At 43.8% G+C, this 16,918-nt stretch carries 14 protein-coding genes; 10 read left to right on the top strand and 4 right to left on the bottom strand.

Translation table 11 applies throughout. The features are described 5' to 3' along the window. The first annotated feature begins 84 nt into the window (after positions 1-84). Positions 85-870: a phosphotransferase family protein gene (locus KS242_RS12025; protein ID WP_217321555.1), complete on the top strand. Its 786-nt coding sequence runs from the start codon at positions 85-87 to the stop codon at positions 868-870. Here the strand turns inward: KS242_RS12025 and KS242_RS12020 are convergent. Next, positions 867-1,151 carry a YtzH-like family protein gene (locus KS242_RS12020; protein ID WP_217321554.1) on the bottom strand — a complete coding sequence of 95 codons (285 nt, stop codon included), beginning with the start codon at positions 1,149-1,151 and terminating at the stop codon, positions 867-869. The genes KS242_RS12025 and KS242_RS12020 overlap by 4 nt on opposite strands. A gap of 86 nt (positions 1,152-1,237) precedes the next feature. On the opposite strand from KS242_RS12020, the gene trmB reads away from it, so the two are divergent. Both trmB and KS242_RS12010 read left to right on the top strand, forming a co-directional pair. After that, entirely contained in the window at positions 1,238-1,876 is a 639-nt protein-coding gene (gene trmB / locus KS242_RS12015) for a tRNA (guanosine(46)-N7)-methyltransferase TrmB (RefSeq protein WP_217321553.1), read from the top strand. Positions 1,877-2,219: 343 nt separating this feature from the next. After that, on the top strand, positions 2,220-3,722 hold the full coding sequence (locus KS242_RS12010) for an alpha-glucosidase/alpha-galactosidase (RefSeq protein WP_217321552.1): 1,503 nt from the start codon (positions 2,220-2,222) through the stop codon (positions 3,720-3,722). 111 nt (positions 3,723-3,833) lie between these two features. Here the strand turns inward: KS242_RS12010 and KS242_RS12005 are convergent, their stop codons facing one another. Next, entirely contained in the window at positions 3,834-4,151 is a 318-nt protein-coding gene (locus KS242_RS12005; RefSeq protein ID WP_077307979.1) for a PepSY domain-containing protein, read from the bottom strand. Positions 4,152-4,294: 143 nt separating this feature from the next. Here KS242_RS12005 and KS242_RS12000 point away from each other — a divergent pair, with 143 nt between their 5' ends. The 3 genes from KS242_RS12000 (at position 4,295) to KS242_RS11990 (ending at position 7,471) form a co-directional block, all read left to right on the top strand. Next, positions 4,295-5,362 (top strand): M42 family metallopeptidase, encoded by a 1,068-nt coding sequence (locus KS242_RS12000; protein ID WP_217321551.1) that lies wholly within the window; start codon positions 4,295-4,297, stop codon positions 5,360-5,362. A gap of 25 nt (positions 5,363-5,387) precedes the next feature. Continuing rightward, the gene (locus tag KS242_RS11995; protein WP_217321550.1) at positions 5,388-5,912 is read left to right on the top strand and encodes a DUF84 family protein; all 525 of its coding nucleotides are present in this window, start codon (positions 5,388-5,390) and stop codon (positions 5,910-5,912) included. Positions 5,913-6,058: 146 nt separating this feature from the next. Beyond that, entirely contained in the window at positions 6,059-7,471 is a 1,413-nt protein-coding gene (locus KS242_RS11990; RefSeq protein ID WP_254391696.1) for a hypothetical protein, read from the top strand. A gap of 40 nt (positions 7,472-7,511) precedes the next feature. Here the strand turns inward: KS242_RS11990 and KS242_RS11985 are convergent, their stop codons facing one another. Together KS242_RS11985 and KS242_RS11980 are read right to left on the bottom strand one after the other, a co-directional pair. Next, positions 7,512-9,236: an IS1182 family transposase gene (locus KS242_RS11985; RefSeq protein ID WP_217321549.1), complete on the bottom strand. Its 1,725-nt coding sequence runs from the start codon at positions 9,234-9,236 to the stop codon at positions 7,512-7,514. A gap of 213 nt (positions 9,237-9,449) precedes the next feature. After that, a complete protein-coding gene (locus KS242_RS11980) occupies positions 9,450-11,567 on the bottom strand; it encodes a methyl-accepting chemotaxis protein (protein ID WP_217321548.1) in 2,118 nt (705 codons plus the stop codon). 234 nt (positions 11,568-11,801) lie between these two features. Here KS242_RS11980 and KS242_RS11975 point away from each other — a divergent pair, with 234 nt between their 5' ends. The 4 genes from KS242_RS11975 to KS242_RS11960 all read left to right on the top strand — a co-directional run bounded on the left by KS242_RS11975 (position 11,802) and on the right by KS242_RS11960 (position 16,784). After that, positions 11,802-12,119, top strand: a complete 318-nt coding sequence (locus KS242_RS11975) for a thioredoxin family protein (protein WP_217321547.1) — start codon at positions 11,802-11,804, stop codon at positions 12,117-12,119. Positions 12,120-12,137: 18 nt separating this feature from the next. Next, a complete protein-coding gene (locus tag KS242_RS11970) occupies positions 12,138-12,959 on the top strand; it encodes a DUF1444 domain-containing protein (protein WP_217321546.1) in 822 nt (273 codons plus the stop codon). 1 nt (position 12,960) lies between these two features. Further along, positions 12,961-13,560 (top strand): YtpR family tRNA-binding protein, encoded by a 600-nt coding sequence (ytpR, locus tag KS242_RS11965; protein ID WP_217321545.1) that lies wholly within the window; start codon positions 12,961-12,963, stop codon positions 13,558-13,560. 182 nt (positions 13,561-13,742) lie between these two features. After that, complete coding sequence (locus tag KS242_RS11960) at positions 13,743-16,784, top strand: DNA translocase FtsK (RefSeq protein WP_254391695.1); 3,042 nt, start codon at positions 13,743-13,745, stop codon at positions 16,782-16,784. Positions 16,785-16,918 lie beyond the last annotated feature (134 nt).

Here is a 16,918-nt window from a genome sequence, read left to right as displayed (position 1 = left end):
GGGAATGTACTTGCCTTGTGTCACGCTGGGCTTGTTTACAGCTAGTAATGCAGAGCGATTGCACTAGGAAAGTAGGAATGAACGGTGAATTGGTTAGAACACATACTGGGAAATGAGTGGAAGATCGCTCCTGCAGGCGGTGTAACTGGAGAAGCATATTATGCAAGCAGTGCGAATCGGCAGCTTTTCCTGAAACGTAATTCTTCTCCTTTCTTGGCAGTCCTATCGGCGGAGGGAATTGTTCCAAAGCTTGTATGGACGAAGCGAATGGAAAATGGGGATGTAATAACTGCTCAGGAATGGCTGCAAGGACGCGGGCTGACGTCTTCTGAGATGAACGATTCCCGAGTGGCCCAGCTGCTCAGCAAAATTCATCATTCTTCTGAGATGCTGAATATGCTGATGCGCATGGGTAAAAAACCATTGCAGCCAGAAGCGAAATTGGAAGAGCTGCGGGAGAAAGCAGCTGGCTTCCAAGATCGGCTGCCTGCTTTGCATCAAGTAATGAAGAGTCTGGCGCTGTTCTTACCTGAGATGCCACAACAAACTTTGGCTGTCTGCCATTTTGATATTGATCATAACAACTGGATGATAAGCCGCCATGATGAACTTTATCTAGTAGATTGGGACAGTGCCCTCATTGCCGATCCGGCAGCAGACATAGGCATGCTGCTCCGGAAATACGTTCCGCAAGCGGATTGGGAAGCTTGGATGGCTGCGTATGGCAAGCCGCTGGATGACGGTCTGCTTAAACGAATTTATTGGTACGAAGCTGCCCGCCTTATCATGTCCCTTCGAGAAGACAATCTGGAACGGAAATGCAAGGATTTGAAGCTGTTGATTTCGGAAATAAAACCGCTGATCTGTTAACCCTGCAGACTGTCGATTGTCTCGACCCAGTTTTCAAGCTGGCCTCTGTTGGTCGTGATATGTGCATTAATATCGGCAGCTTTCTCACCAGCTGAGCTGTAGGAGTGGATACCGGGAAGCATCGCCAAAATCTCATGCTGATCAGATGATTTATTAGATAAAATAGAACGTGCTAATCGTGATATTTGTTCGCATTCAGATTTACTGCCGCAGCAGGATTCGCAATGCTCACTGAGAATATCACGCAGCAAACCGAGTTGATTATCAACGGAAAGTGACATCGATTTTCTCCTCCTTCCTAAGCATAGCGTGTGCGTTTTGGCACCAAACTATGCAGGAGGGAAGGACAGTAATAGGAGTGAGATATATGCGTGTGCGCCATAAACCATGGGCAGACGATTTTTTGAAAGAACATGACCATATCGTCATCCATGAACCAAAGCAACATAAAGGAAAGTGGCGGGAGTTATTTGGTAATGATAAACCGCTATGTGTAGAGATTGGATCAGGTAAAGGGCAGTTTATTACCGGAATGGCAGCCCAGCACCCAGAATTCAATTTTATCGGCATCGAATTGGCAAAAAGTATTATCGTTACAGCGGTTGAGAAAGCAGCGGAGTCTGCACTACCGAACGTACGGCTGTTAAATGAAAATGCTGCCGATTTTCGTGAATTGTTCGAAGAGAATGAAGTAGATACCATCTATCTCAATTTCTCCGACCCATGGCCGAAAAACAAACATGAAAAGCGCCGATTAACATTCAGCAGCTTTTTAGAGCAGTATAAGGCAGTTCTAAAGGAGAATGGCGAAGTTATCTTCAAGACGGATAACCAGAAACTCTTTGAATACTCTCTATCGAGCTTTTCTCGCTTCGGAATGATTTTGCAGGAAGTGAAGCTTGATCTGCACGCAGAGAATGATCCGCTGAATGTGAAAACAGAGTATGAGGAGAAATTCTCTTCCCGAGGCTACCGTATTTACCGGAGTGTCGCTTCGTTTCAATAAGCTCTTATGTTAGGTGCTAACACAATATTTATTGCCCTTAGCTGGCATGGAACTGGTATTGTACCAGATTCATGCCAGCTTTTTTGTATGCTGAAAATGCCTAACAATTAATATGGCCAGAAGGTTATAACAAAACAGATAATCAAAAATATCTCTCTTTAGCAGGGAGGTAAGTTGTCGCTGTGGAAGATAATCTTCATTGGAAGCGAATATATATAAAGAGCTGCAGCTGTTATAGCAATCATTGTGACTTTGATAGGAATGAACTGCCACACGTACTTACGTAAACAAACAAATACTCGCTAGAAGATCCTATCCATATTAAGAAAGGATTTGTATAGAAATGTCTTTTAAAATCGTATTCGTCGGAGCGGGAAGCATTGGATTCACGCGTGCCTTGTTACGGGATATTCTAGCTGTACCTGCTTTTAAAGATGTTGAGATTGCTTTTACCGATATTGATGAAGATAATCTTAAGATGGTGACCGCGTTGTGTCAGCGAGATATAAGAGAAAATGGATTATCCATAGAGATTCAATCTACTCTTAACCGCAGAGATGCATTAAAAGATGCTCGCTATATTATATCTGTTTTTCGAATTGGCGGGTTAGCAGCATTTGAACAAGATATCAATATTCCCCTGCGTTACGGAGTGGATCAGTGCGTGGGGGACACATTAAGTGCTGGCGGAATCATGTACGGACAGCGAGGTATTCATGAGATACTCGAGATCTGCAGAGATATTCGCGAAGTAGCGGAGCCGGATTGCTTGTTACTGAACTATGCTAATCCAATGGCGATGCTCACATGGGCATGCAATACGTATGGAGGTGTCAAGACAGTCGGTCTTTGTCATGGTGTGCAAGGAGGACATCGTCAAATAGCCGATGTATTAGATTTGGAGCAGAAAGATGTAGATATTATTTGCGCAGGAATTAATCATCAGACGTGGTATATTCAGATCACCAATAATGGAGAAGACTTAACTGGCAAACTCCTTGAAGCGTTTGAATCACACCCGGAGTATAGTAAAACAGAAAAAGTACGTATCGACATGCTCCGTCGTTTTGGATATTACAGCACGGAATCAAATGGACATTTAAGTGAATATGTACCGTGGTACCGTAAGCGATTGGATCAGATTACAGAGTGGGTTGACTTAGGTTCCTGGATTAATGGTGAAACAGGAGGATACCTGCGTGTTTGCACAGAAGGCCGAAACTGGTTTAAGGAAGACTTTCCAAATTGGATGAAAGAGCCTGCCTATCGTTATGATGAAAAAGAGCGGGGGCAAGAACATGGTTCCTATATTATAGAAGCGATGGAGACAGGCAGAACGTATCGCGGCCACTTTAACACGATCAACAATGGTATTATTCCAAATTTACCTTCAGACGCTGTTATAGAAGCACCTGGCTATGTTGATCGGAACGGCATTAACATGCCGATTGTTGGCGATTTGCCGCTTGGTTGTGCGGCTGTATGTCAAGCAAGTATTTCTGTACAGAGACTTGCAGTAGAAGCGGCTGTCAATGGGGATGATTTACTCTTAAGGCAGGCATTTATGATGGACCCGCTAGTTGGTGCTGTATGTACACCACCAGAAATCTGGCAAATGGTAGATGATATGCTCATTGCGCAAGAGAAATGGCTGCCGCAGTACAAAGACAGCATCAGTCAAGCCAAGCAGCGTCAGCAAAATGAAAAGCGGCTGCCGACGAGAGATTATATAGGAGCTGCACGATTAAAAACGAAATCAATTGAAGAAATGAAGAAGAGTCGGGAAGAGGCTTCCAAAAACGCAAGAGAGGCAGATAAAGCGGTTGATCGACCTGTAGGAAAGTAGTTAAATAGCTCAAACCATCTTAAACGAATGCGATGTTCTCTAAAGAAACACAGTGTAAAAATACACCCCAAAGGTTACATGTTTGTAACTTTGGGGTGCAGTTCGTTTTTATTAAGATGCTGTCTCAACAGCGTCGATAACGGATCCAGTTTCTACATCAACGAAGAATTCATACTGAGCTGGTTCTCCATCAATTGTACGTGAGATACCGCCACGGTATACATTATACGTGAGGCCATGCTTCACTTTTTCTTCTGGCTTCATATAAATCCAAGAACCGCTAATTGGTCCTTCTTTCTTAAACGCTTCTTTTGCGAATTTGAGTGCTTTTTCTGGAGTTACTTTTTGTTGTTTTGCAATCTGCTTCTGAAGGAAATATCCAGCTGCTAGACCTGCACCCACAACGGCTACTGTTTTTTTAACGCCCATTTTGGTCACCTCTTCAACATAAGTTATCTTCTAGTATAGCTTATTACCGCTAAAATATAAAACGAAACAACCTTTATGGCATGTTGATGTTCAATAGTTTACAATAGATATACAATAGTCTGACAAAAAGGGAGTACATATAGATGAACAAAAATACATTAGATTTATTTAAACAGCTGACCGAGCTGCAGGCAGCTCCAGGAAATGAACATTTAATGCGTGCGTTCATGAGAGAAAGGCTGAAGCCATATGCAGATGATATTATCCAGGATAAACTTGGTGGTATCTTCGGTGTAAAAAAAGGCGACGGACCAAGAGTAATGGCCGCAGGTCACATGGATGAAGTTGGCTTTATGGTTACTGGTGTTACACCAAATGGCTTGATCCGCTTCCAGACGCTAGGAGGCTGGTGGAGTCAAGTTCTGCTGGCGCAGCGCGTGCAAGTTATGACAGATGCGGGTCCAATTCCCGGCGTAATCAGTTCAACACCGCCGCATCTTTTGACACCAGAACAGCGGAACAAACCAGCATCAATAGAGGGTATGCTGATTGATATTGGAGCAGATGACGAACGAGATGCTTATGAAATTGGAATCCAGCTTGGTCAGCAAATTCTGCCGTACATGCCGTTTACGCCAATGGCAAATGAAAAAAAGATATTAGCTAAAGCATGGGATAACCGTTACGGCTGCGGATTGGCTTTAGAATTGATGGAGCAAGTGGCAGGCGAAACACTTCCTAATGAATTGTATGCTGGTGCGACTGTTCAGGAGGAAGTTGGTCTCCGTGGTGCCCAAGTTGCTGCTAACATGATCAACCCGGATATCTTCTACGCACTGGACGCTTCACCTGCAAACGATGTTGGAGGAGACAAGCAGGCGTTCGGACATCTTGGCCAAGGTGCTTTGCTGCGTATTTTCGATGGGACAATGATTATGAATCGCAATATGCGCGAATTCATTTTAGATACAGCTGAATCAAATAATATTAATTATCAATATTATGTTGGAAAAGGCGGAACAGATGCAGGACGTGTGCATTTGGCGCATGAAGGCGTGCCATCTGCAGTTATAGGGATTGTTTCACGCTATGTGCATACAAGTGCGAGCATTATTCATGTCGATGATTACGCGGCCGCTAAAGAGCTGCTGTTAAAACTTGTCCGTTCTACCGATCAGTCGACAGTAGATCTTATAACAAAGAACGACTAAGCAGCAGGGAAGGAAGCACGGGAACATGAAGATGATTATTGGATCCAAAAATCCTGCAAAAATTCAAGCTGTTAAAGCTGTTTTCGGAGATTGGAATTTAGAGGACGCCAGCGTAGATTCTGGTGTGCGTGCACAGCCGATGAGTGATGAGGAAACACGTCAGGGAGCCATTCAACGTGCGAAGGCTTGCAGTAGTTTACCTGGCGCAGCGGCCGGTATCGGACTAGAAGGCGGTGTCACGTTAATGGATGACGGTCTGTATATCTGTAATTGGGGAGCTTTATCGATTGGCGAAAACGTGTGGAGTGCAAGCGGTGCAAAACTGCTGCTGCCAGAATTTATTGCACAACCAGTGCTTGCCGGTGAAGAGCTGGGTCCAGTTATGCGCGCATTTACGAGTAAAGAAGATATCTCAACAACAGAGGGGGCAGTTGGTGTTTTCACGAATGGCCACATGTCCCGCGGCACTATGTTTGAGCATATTTGCTTGCTGTTAAAAGGGCAATATAGCTTTTATCGATTCAATCAAAAGAAGGAAACGGAAAAATAATCCGCTTCCTTCTTTTTTGTTGTTTCCTTCAAACCTGCTGCTACACATACGGAATATCTCTATGATGATGCAATTAAGCAAATAGTCACCGGTTTCTTCTGTCTTACATAGGCTAAGGCACATGCTGAGATAAAGGAGGAAACCGCTTGACAGACTTAACGATGGCTCACTGGATGTATCTGTCAGGAACGCTTTTAATAATTTTAACGATGCTTGTTCGGCAGAATGTATTGGTTCCATCATTATTGATGACCTTCTTAGTCGGTTGGGTGTATACCGGGACACTTGTAGAGGGTTTGCAGGTAACTTTCAGTGCCAGCCTCACAGCTGCCTCCGAGCTGTTTAATATCTTTTTAATTATTACTGTTATGACTGCTTTGCTGCAGTCTTTAAAAGCATTGCGGGCTGATGAACGAATGATTCGCCCTTTTGGTTATATTATGACGAACGGCCACACTTCTTTTTGGGTGCTGGCACTTATTACGTACTGTATTTCTTTATTCTTTTGGCCTACACCGGCAGTACCGCTCGTAGGTGCGATTCTGCTTCCAGTTGCAGTCAAAGCTGGTTTGCCGCCATTAGCAACTGGTGTGGCCATGGCAATTTCCGGCCAAGGTATGGCGCTTTCTGCTGACTATATTATTAAAATTGCACCGATGCTGAGTGCTTCTGCTGCTGGTGTAGAAACCGCAGCTGTGGCAGATAAAGCGCTTGTTTTATCGCTAATCACTGGCATTACAGCTTTGCTACTGGTGTACTTTCGTATTCGAAAAAAAATCTCTTCTCCTTCCATCAAACACCTGGAAAGGTGGAACGGATACGATGTGTCTAGTGAGGATCATGCAGGTGAAAAACCGAGGTTCAGTATGTTGTTTGCAATTTTGGTGCCCGTAGGCTTTCTTATTGTTGTGATTTATATGGCTTATGCGACCTTCCGTAATACTGCGTCGCTTGAAGGCGGGGATGGTGCTGCTTTAATCGGTGGTGCTGCTATCTTACTTATGATGGCAGCGGCGATTGCTTACAATTGGAAGCAGTCATTGCATAAAGTGAGTGACCATTTGGTGGATGGCTTTACCTTTGCTTTTCGGGCAATGGGGCCGGTCATTCCGATTGCTGGTTTTTTCTTTTTAGGAAGCGGAGAAATATCAGCCAAGATATTCGGTCTGGAAGATGCAGCGCAGGCTCCTTCATTTCTGTTTGATTTAGTAGAGGCTGGTCAGCATTATATTCCAGAGAATCCAATTTTCGCAGGATTTGGATTGCTGATAGTCGGTATGGTAACTGGACTGGACGGTTCAGGCTTTTCCGGACTTCCACTCGTCGGAGCGCTTTCAGGCGCCCTAGCACCTGCTGTCGGCATGGAAGCCTCTACGCTTGCTGCAATTGGACAAATGGGAGCAATATGGGTTGGTGGCGGCACGCTGATTGCCTGGTCATCTATTGTAGCAATTGCTGGGTTTGCACGTGTGCCGGTGATGGAATTAGTGCGGCAATGTTTTATCCCAGTCGTTATCGGGCTGTCACTCTCTACCATCATCGGAATTTGGTTGTTGTAAAAGATTTAGAATTCATAAAAGCTGAAACAAGCATACAAAGCTATAACCTATTACAACCAATACAGACGACAGCGGTACCTAAAAAAGATGAGAGCGGGACATAACTCCTCTCTGACACAAAAAAGATCTCGGTCACCAGGAAAATGGTGACCGAGATCTTTTTTGATCTGATATTTTTTGAATTCCTTACTATACTTGCTGATCTGGCGGTGAACTTCCTGATGTTCACCGCCATGAAGGCGAATCCTAATTCGTTTTCCACTTTCTCTTTACTTCGTACCGAGAAACGAGTGAAACACAAATGAGCCTTCAGAAATCCGAAGACTGGCTCGACATCTATTTTACGTTTTCCGTAAATTTTCCCTGTTTCTTTTTCGCTGAGTAATTGCTGGGTATATGCTTTTTGTTTTTCCCATCTTTCGTTGTAATAGATTTTCCGGTTGTTTCCTTCTTTCGCTTTCGTACATTCTGCACGTAAGGGACAAGCAGTACAATCGTCACATTCATACACGCGATAATGACGCTTGAATCCAAATTTGTCGCATCTTTCGGATAGGTACCGAAACGCTAATTTCCGGTTATTCGGGCAAGTGAAAAAGTCGCCTTCGGCATCATAATCCCAGTGAGCTACTTGGTAAGGATCTTGTTTATATTTCTTTTGCTTTTCTTTTCGGTAGTGATTATAGGTGATGAGAGGGATGCGCTTCCGATTATTTACCACATCATCATAATTTTGCTCACTGCCATATCCGGCATCCGCGACAATATAGTCGGGCAGCTCAAAAAAGTCCCGTTCAATCTTATCAAGGAAAGGGATGAAAGTTCGCGTATCCGTAGGATTCGGGAACACATCATAGGCCAGGGCATATTGACCTTCAGTAGCCAGCTGCACATTGTACCCAGGTTTAAGTTGGCCATTTTTCATATAATCATCTTTCATGCGCATAAAAGTGGCACCATGGTCAGTTTTGGAGTAGCTATTTCTGTCTCCGAAGATTTCCATGTCGACCTGATATTTTGATTTCCGTTTAATGAAATCATTGACTTGCTTTCGGTACTGTTTTGGTGCTTTACGTTCGGAACGAAGCTGCTTGCGTTCGGCAGTATCATCACTTGCTTCTATGCGGCGATCGTATTCCTGCACCTTTTCGTCCAGTTTTTCTGCTACTTTTGTTAACTCTTCGCCCGATAGGGCTTCGGGGTTCTCCAGCTCGATTGCGGGGATAATTTCCTGCTCCAACAGTTCTTCATACATCTGAGCCGATCTTTCCACCAATTGCGTACTGTATTTCTCAGTGGACTTCCGCCATACAAAAGTAAACTTGTTGGCATTTGCTTCGATTTTGGTGCCATCAATAAAAATGGCTTCTTCTTCAATGACTTTTTCTTGAACCAGCTGGCTGCGAAATTGGACAAAGCACTGGCGTAAGAGTTCTTTTACGTGAGGGTTCACACGGAATCGGTTGATGGTGCGATAGCTGGGCTGATAATCTTGGGCAAGCCACATCATGCGTACGCTGTCTTGAAGTAATGACTCAATTTTACGGCCCGAGAAAACGGATTGCGTATAGGCACATAAAATAATCTTCATCATCATGCGAGGGTGATAAGCAGGGTGTCCGGTTTCCCGACGGAAACCGTCAAAAGCTTCGTCTGGAATACTTTCTACTAAATGGTTAACGGTAAAAGCAATATCATTTTCAGGTAATTTTCTTTCCAAATCTAGAGGTAAAACGACTTCACACATGGTATAATGTTTAAACATAAGGACCCTCCTCTTTTGTGTTTTGTGTCGTAACTTAATTCTATCAGAGGGGTCCTTTTTTTGCTTCTATAAACAGTAAATTAACGATAAAAAGATGAGGCAGGCATCTCCGAATTCTCGGAGACGCCTGCCTCATTTTAATTTCTCATTTTTTGGGGTTTTGTCCCGCTCTCATCCCCTCAAGAAGCTGCAGAGTTTCTTTGTTGTCTTTATTTAGGATGTTTTCTTCAAATCTTCTTCTTTTGCTTGTTCAGTGTGTTCCTCTGTGTAAGAAGATACAGACTCTATAAATGTATCTTCTTGCTCTTCTTCTTCGGCAAAGGATTCATTTTCACTATCAGTGACCGGAACAGCTGCAAATTCAAACTGTGACACTTCAGTGGCTAAATCTTTGGCAAGCTGCTGCAATTGAGAAGCGGCATTTGTGAGCATGTCGATAGAAGCAGCTTGCGTATCACTGGAAGCTGCAACCTCTTCAGCGGTGGAGGCTGCTTCTTCGGCAATTTGATTGATGTGCCCAAGCATGTCGGCGACTGCCTCATTATTATTAGCTACATCAGACACCGAGGATGTAATATCTTTTACCTTTGTGCTGCCTTCCTGCAGCTGACGATGAATACGGTCAAAAGCATTTCTTGTTTCTTCAACGCTAGTTGCTTGCACTTGCTGGAAAGCGTCAAATGCTTTCGCTTCTTCTGCCAAACCTGTCATTTGCTGATTCATCGACCCAACAAGTTTATGAATTTGCTGCGCTTCTTGCTTTGATCGCTCTGCTAGCTTTTTCACTTCATCAGCTACTACAGCAAACCCTTTACCATGTTCGCCTGCACGGGCGGATTCAATAGCCGCATTTAATGCCAGCAAGTTTGTGCTCTCTGAAATTTCTTCGATAGTACTTACAATCGAACGAATTTGATCAGCTTGTTTAACAGCTTGCTGGATTTCGGTTGTTAAAGTTTGGGCAAGTGTCAGGAAGCTGGCGGATGTATGGTGCAATTGCTGCATCTGTTCAAGACCGTGACTGCCTTCTACCTCTGCTTGTTTCATTGCTGATTCTACATGAGCTGTTTCTGACTTCATCATCTGAATGCTGTGTCGGACTTTCTCAAGTAATGTGCCGCTTTCTTCTAATTGCGCTGCTTGATCCTGTGCGCCTCCTGCAACTTGGCCAATTGCTTGATTTACTTCTTCGTATTGAGCCGCTGTCTGCTGGGAAGCTGCTGCTAAGTACGAGGAAGACGCATCCATTGTTTTAGAAGCATCTTTTACTTTCACCATGGATTGTTCCATTTTGGCAGCCATTTGATTAAACGTTTTGCCAACATCGGCCATTTCATCCTTTGTTGTAATCGGGACTCGGTAAGTGAGTTTGCCGTCTCCAATAATTTCAGCAGCTTCTTTCAGTTGTGAAATAGATTTTGAAATTGCGCGTATAAGCGGCCAGCCGATACAAAGTACGAGTAGGAAGCTTAGTGCGATGACGGTAAGTAAAATGATTCCTAGAATGGTGGAAGTCCGTTGATTCGCTTCTTTCATCCCATTCATCTGCTCAATAGCTGTCTGCCCGACACTATCTACTGTAGTTGTGACCTCCAGCGCAGTTGTTTCAAAATTAGCCGCTAGCTCTGCCGCCTGTGTGCGTGTGCTAGATAGCGTCGACATAGCGGATGTATATTTTAAAAGACTGGAATTAATAGCACTTAAGGCGTCACTATCTAAATTCGCCTCAGATATAGCTGATTTAAAAGCACTGACAGCTTCATCGAAGGCTTTCTTATTTGGAGCAGCACCACTTGGCGGCTGAATGATGTCACGCTCTGTTCGAAGTACCTGTTCTAAATTGCTTGATACATCATCTCCTGTGCTGGACGCAATGCTTTTGAAACTGTCAGAAGCATCTTGAATAATTTTTCGCAGTCCTTCATCGGATGTGTAGCCAATTGTTTCGTTCATATTCGTCACTTTGTCAAGCTCTTGCTCATATGCAGCAGCACTTTTTTTAATTTGTGCGAAGTATTCCCGCAGCTCCTTTGTATCCTTATATTTGTCTTCATAAGTAGCTGCTGACTTATGTACACTAGCAATAGCGCCTAATACTGTCTCTTCATTTGACGCAGAAGGCTGTGCCAAATATGTATCTTGCTTCTCAATCGTGTCTTGCATGTCATCCTTAATATATTGACTGGATACATACGCTTCCTGGTACTGCTGTGTTTTATCTGTCATTTTGTTTTGCTGATAAAAATAGTAAAAACTGAAAGCTCCAAGAATAAGTATACTGGCAAGCGATAAAAACATGATTAATCGAATACGTTGTCGTATCGTATACATATGATTCCCCCTACATGCTAGTGTGTGCTCTCTTACATTATAGGTATAACTTACCATGTTTACAATAAATTAATAAAAGTTTGACAATTTTATAGTTTGTTGGAACTATTTGTTTGAAATATCATAATTAGCTTTGGATTTTGCATGATATTAGCAGGACGAGCGCAGTATATTCGCATTTGCTGGCTGGCTTTGATAAAATAAGCTAAAAGATAACTAATGGGGGCTTTACGAATGAAACATTTAGAATCAGAAGCACAATTACAAGAAATACTGCAAAATGGCAAAACAATTTTAATGTTCTCTGCTGATTGGTGCCCAGACTGCCGCATTATTGAACCAGAGCTGCCGGCAATCGAAGCCAAGTACAAAGAGTACGAGTTTATCTATGTAGATCGTGATCAGTTTATCGATGTATGTCAGCAATATGATGTATTCGGAATTCCTAGCTTCGTAGCATTCAGCGAGAACGAGGAAACAGGTCGGTTCGTATCGAAGGACCGCAAAACGACAGCGGAAATCGAGTCGTTCATTGAATCCCTACCGCAATAACTGCAAGGAGAATAGAGTATGAAAATGACGGCTTTGAAAATGAAGAAGAAATTGGAGGAGCGCTTGCAGAATCCTGCATGGCGCACTGCCTATGATCGCGATAAGAACAAATTCCGCGTCGAATGGCAGGATACGAAGGAAGGCGTAACACTCGCACTTCCTAACATTATTGCGAAATATGAAACAAAAGGCGAAAAAGCACTTGATGACCTCGAAGGACATGTAAAAGAGGCGTTGCGTGTCATGCATGAGGAGCAGCAGCTTGAAGGAAATGAACAGCATGTCTATCCTGTTATACGGGCAACGTCCTTCCCATCGAAGACAAAATCAGGATTAAATATGGTGTACACCGACCACACTGCCGAAACAAGAGTATATTATGCATTGGACCTCGGAAAATCATATCGTCTTATTGATGAACAAATGATGAAGGAACAAGGCTGGAACTTAGAAAGACTTCGAGAAATTGCTGCGTTTAATGCAAGAAGTCTCTCTGCGGAGCTAAAAGAAGACAGAGTTGCCGGCAATTCTTTTTATTTCATTGCGACACAGGATGGATATGACGCCAGCCGTATTTTAAATGAATCACTCCTTGAAGGATTTCGGGCGAATGCAAAAGGTGAAGTGCTTGTTGCAGTCCCACACCAAGATGTACTGATACTGGCGGATATTGAAAATAAGACTGGTTATGATATATTAGCACAGATGACCATGAAATATTTTGCAGAAGGCCGCGTACCCATTACTTCCTTACCATTCATCTATGAAGAGAAGAAGTTGGAGCCAGTATTCATTATGGCGCGGAATAGACCAGAATCTGCCAAGGGAGAGGAAAAGTAAGATGCAAGCATTTTATAACAAACAAGGAATCGGTGATGTACTGCTAATCGCAATCAAGCAGGGAGATCGTCATTCCATTAAAGAAGAAAGATTCGGAGACGTTGTCCGAATCACAGATAATGGCGAAATAGTTGGTTATAACATTTTCCGTGCTTCCGCGTACTTAAAAATTACAACTGCCGGCACGGTACAAGCTGATGAAGAATTTGTTGATAAGATTCGTGATATCTTCCGTCAAAATGAGCTGGAAGATAGTTTTGATGTGGATCTTACACCTAAATTCGTCGTAGGCTATGTGAAAGAAAAAGAAAAGCATAGCAATGCTGACAAATTAAGTGTCTGCCAAGTAGATCTTGGTGAAGAAACGGTACAGATTGTCTGCGGCGCACCGAATGTGGATGCTGGCCAAAAAGTAGTTGTAGCGAAGGTAGGCGCTATCATGCCGAGCGGCTTGGAAATAAAAGCTGGCAACTTGCGCGGAGAGGACTCTTTCGGAATGATTTGTTCACAGAAAGAGTTGGGTCTTCCAAATGCGCCGGAAGAAAAAGGAATCTATGTGTTGGATGACTCCTATAAAGTCGGACAGGCATTTGAAGCTTAATAGGTAATTGAGCACCGGATACACATGTATCCGGTGTTTTTTTTATAGGCAGATAGAATGGTTATAGACAATAACCACCATATTTTTTAGGTGTAGGAAGAATGTTTTTAGGGTAAAGCTCTTCACGGCTTGTGAAAACCTGCTAAAATGAAGTTAATATACTGAAAAAAGGAAGATTTATTATGTGGGAGCGTCTAAAACAAGCTCTAAGTAACTTTTTTATAACCGAAGTAGTAGTAGAGGAAGAACCAGAGCTAAAACCGAGGAACGCTTCTGAGCACAACGTACAGAATCAATATCATGCGAATCAGCAGCCACAGGCTAAAATGGCCTATACATATCCTAAGGAACGCGCTTTTCGCTTTCCAATGATTCCGGATGAGGTTAACAGCAGTAGCCCGAAAACACCAGAACGACCTGTACGGTCTGTTCCGGAGCAAGAAAGACAAAGGTCAACGATGGAAAATCGGCAAAAGCAGCAGCAACAGAAAAAGTCAGATTATCCAGAACGCTCTTCTAACCCGCCTAGGCAGCGGCAGACACAAACACAAAGGCCGAAGATGGTGGAACCAAAAGAAGATAAAAAGCCGTTCCAACCGTCTGAAGTGCCTTCGCCGGTCTATGGTTTCCGCAAGCGCAAGGAAGAATTAGAAGATGTGGTAACAATGGCATCCATTCAGGATCGTGCTGATTGGAAGAAAATCGCCGCCACTGGCGCACCTTTTTATAAACAGAAGGATAATGCTAATGTAGCTTCTATTCGGACGTCTGTAAGTGAACCTCCTGCTCAAGAAAAGGGTCTGAATGCGGATGAAGCTGCTGTGAAGGAACAAACAGCAGCATTGGCTTTTGAACAAGAAGGAGAACAGCTTACTTCTGATAAGAAGTCAGAGGACCTTCCAGCACCAATTTTGGAAGCTGAACCAGAAACAACAGTCAACGTGCAAAAGATTGATCTCGAAGAGGCTGAAACTGCAAATCTGGAATCGAACCAAGTAATCCAGGTGCAGCAAGCAGCTGTGGTAGAGGTTGAACAGTCAGCAGCATTACGCCAGGAAGACAGTCCAGATTTAGAGCGGACAGCAGAGTGGACCCAGGAAGCAACACTGGAATCAGAGCAGGCTGCTGAACAGCAGGCAGAAGGCGAAATAACAGCAGAGCAGCCGCTGCAACTGGATCAGCAGGAAGCCGTTGTAGCAAGAGCGGCTGAATGGGAACAAACTGTATCTATGGATTCTAATCCATCAACTGAATTCAGTCAGGAAAAAATAGATAAAACAAACCAACAAGCAGAACAAGATTACGATGAAATAATGGAATTCGAATCAGCTGAATTGGATGAAAATGAACAAATTGAATTAGATGAGTTTAGCAGCTCAGACTTTGATAAGCTATTGGAAACAGAGCAAGCCTCTAACATGGACAATGACCAATTGCTGGTGGCCAGCCAGCCTGAACACGAGCAAGCAGAGGCTGCAAGAACAGAACAATCTGAAGAATCTGCGCAAAGTGACAATGCTTTTCAAATTCGCGAGGCTCGCAATCCAGTCCGGAAAGCAGTTCCGTTCAATGTTTTCATGACGCCTCGGGACAAGCGGAATCAGATGGAACGTGCGAAACAGCCAGTCCAGGAAGCCCCTGAGGAGCAGGTAGATCAACCAGCAGAACGAAGAGAGAACGAACCAGTTCTCGATAAGCAGCCAGTTCATTCTACAGAAAAGCAAACCAGTTTGAATGATACAAATACAACTGTGCAACAGCATCAAATTGCAGAGAAGCAGGAAGCCGCGGAAGAAGTCCGGCAGCAAGCAGAACCGGTATTTGCCCGGCCGCCTATGCATCTTTTAAATGATCCTGTAGAGCAGACGGTGGAGAACGACGCCTGGGTGGATCAGCAGACGCAGCTTCTGGAAACAACACTGCAGCATTTCAATGTGAATGCCCATGTCGTGAATGCTATGCAAGGGCCGTCGGTTACGCGTTTTGAGGTCCAGCCGGATATGGGTGTGAAGGTCAGTAAGATTAAGGGCTTGACGGATGATATAAAACTAAATATGGCAGCAAAAGATATTCGAATGGAAGCGCCAATTCCTGGTAAGAACGCAATTGGAATTGAAGTGCCAAATGCGGTTGCCAAGCAAGTCGGACTGCAAGAGATTTTAGAGACAGAAGATTTTATGGATAGCAGTTCTCCGCTGGCAGTTGGACTAGGGCTGGATATTTCAGGAGATTCTATTGTTACGAACTTGCAAAAAATGCCGCATGGTTTAATTGCAGGAGCAACAGGTTCTGGTAAAAGTGTGTGTATCAACACAATCCTGCTCAGCTTGCTGTATAAAGCCAATCACAAACAAGTGAAATTCCTGTTGATTGATCCGAAAATGGTAGAGCTTGCTCCTTACAACGATCTTCCACATCTCGTATCGCCTGTCATTACCGATACGAAAGCAGCCACTGCGGCTTTAAAGTGGGCTGTTAATGAGATGGAAGAACGTTACCTGAAGTTTGTCGGTGAAGGAGTGCGCGATATCGGCAAATATAATGAGAAGCTTGATAAGCAAGGCCGTTACGCTGATAAACTGCCGTATTTGGTTATTGTAATTGATGAGCTGGCCGATTTAATGATGGTCTCACCGCAAGATGTAGAAGATGCCATTTGCCGTATTGCGCAAAAAGCGCGAGCAGCCGGTATTCACTTGCTCTTGGCCACACAGCGTCCGTCAGTAGATGTTATTACAGGATTGATCAAAGCGAATATCCCTACCCGGATTGCGTTCAGTGTTTCTTCAGCTGTTGACTCCCGTACAATTATTGATAACAATGGAGCGGAGAAACTTCTAGGAAAAGGAGATATGCTCTTCATTGAAAATGGTGCCCGCCAAGCGCAGCGTATACAAGGCGCATTTGTTTCGGATGAAGAGATCGAGCGGGTAGTCCAGCACGTGAAACAAACAGCTCCTCCTGAGTATCTATTCCAGCATGAAGATTTGCTGGAGCGCAGAGAATCAGAAGAGGAAGAAGATGAGCTGTATCAAGAAGCTTTAGAGTTTGTCATTGAGCACAACAGTGCCAGTGCGAGTCTGCTGCAGCGCCGCTTTAAAATCGGCTATAACCGTGCAGCCAGATTGATTGATCACATGGAAATGAGAGGCGTCATTTCTGAGCAAAAAGGGAGCAAGCCTCGTGACGTTCTCGTCTCGCTGGCACAGCTTCAAGCAGAATAAACGGCAGCCTGGAAGTTGTCCTTTGGACAGTCCAGGCTGTATTATTTTCATGACACCTATAAGGGGTGCGAAGTATATACTGTATAAAGCGCGGCAGAAGAGATTCTGCATTTAATAAATACAGACAAAATGCT

This window comes from Terribacillus sp. DMT04 (assembly GCF_019056395.1).
Taxonomy (GTDB): domain Bacteria; phylum Bacillota; class Bacilli; order Bacillales; family Amphibacillaceae; genus Terribacillus; species Terribacillus aidingensis_A.
This window is presented reverse-complemented; position numbering and strand designations above follow the sequence as displayed.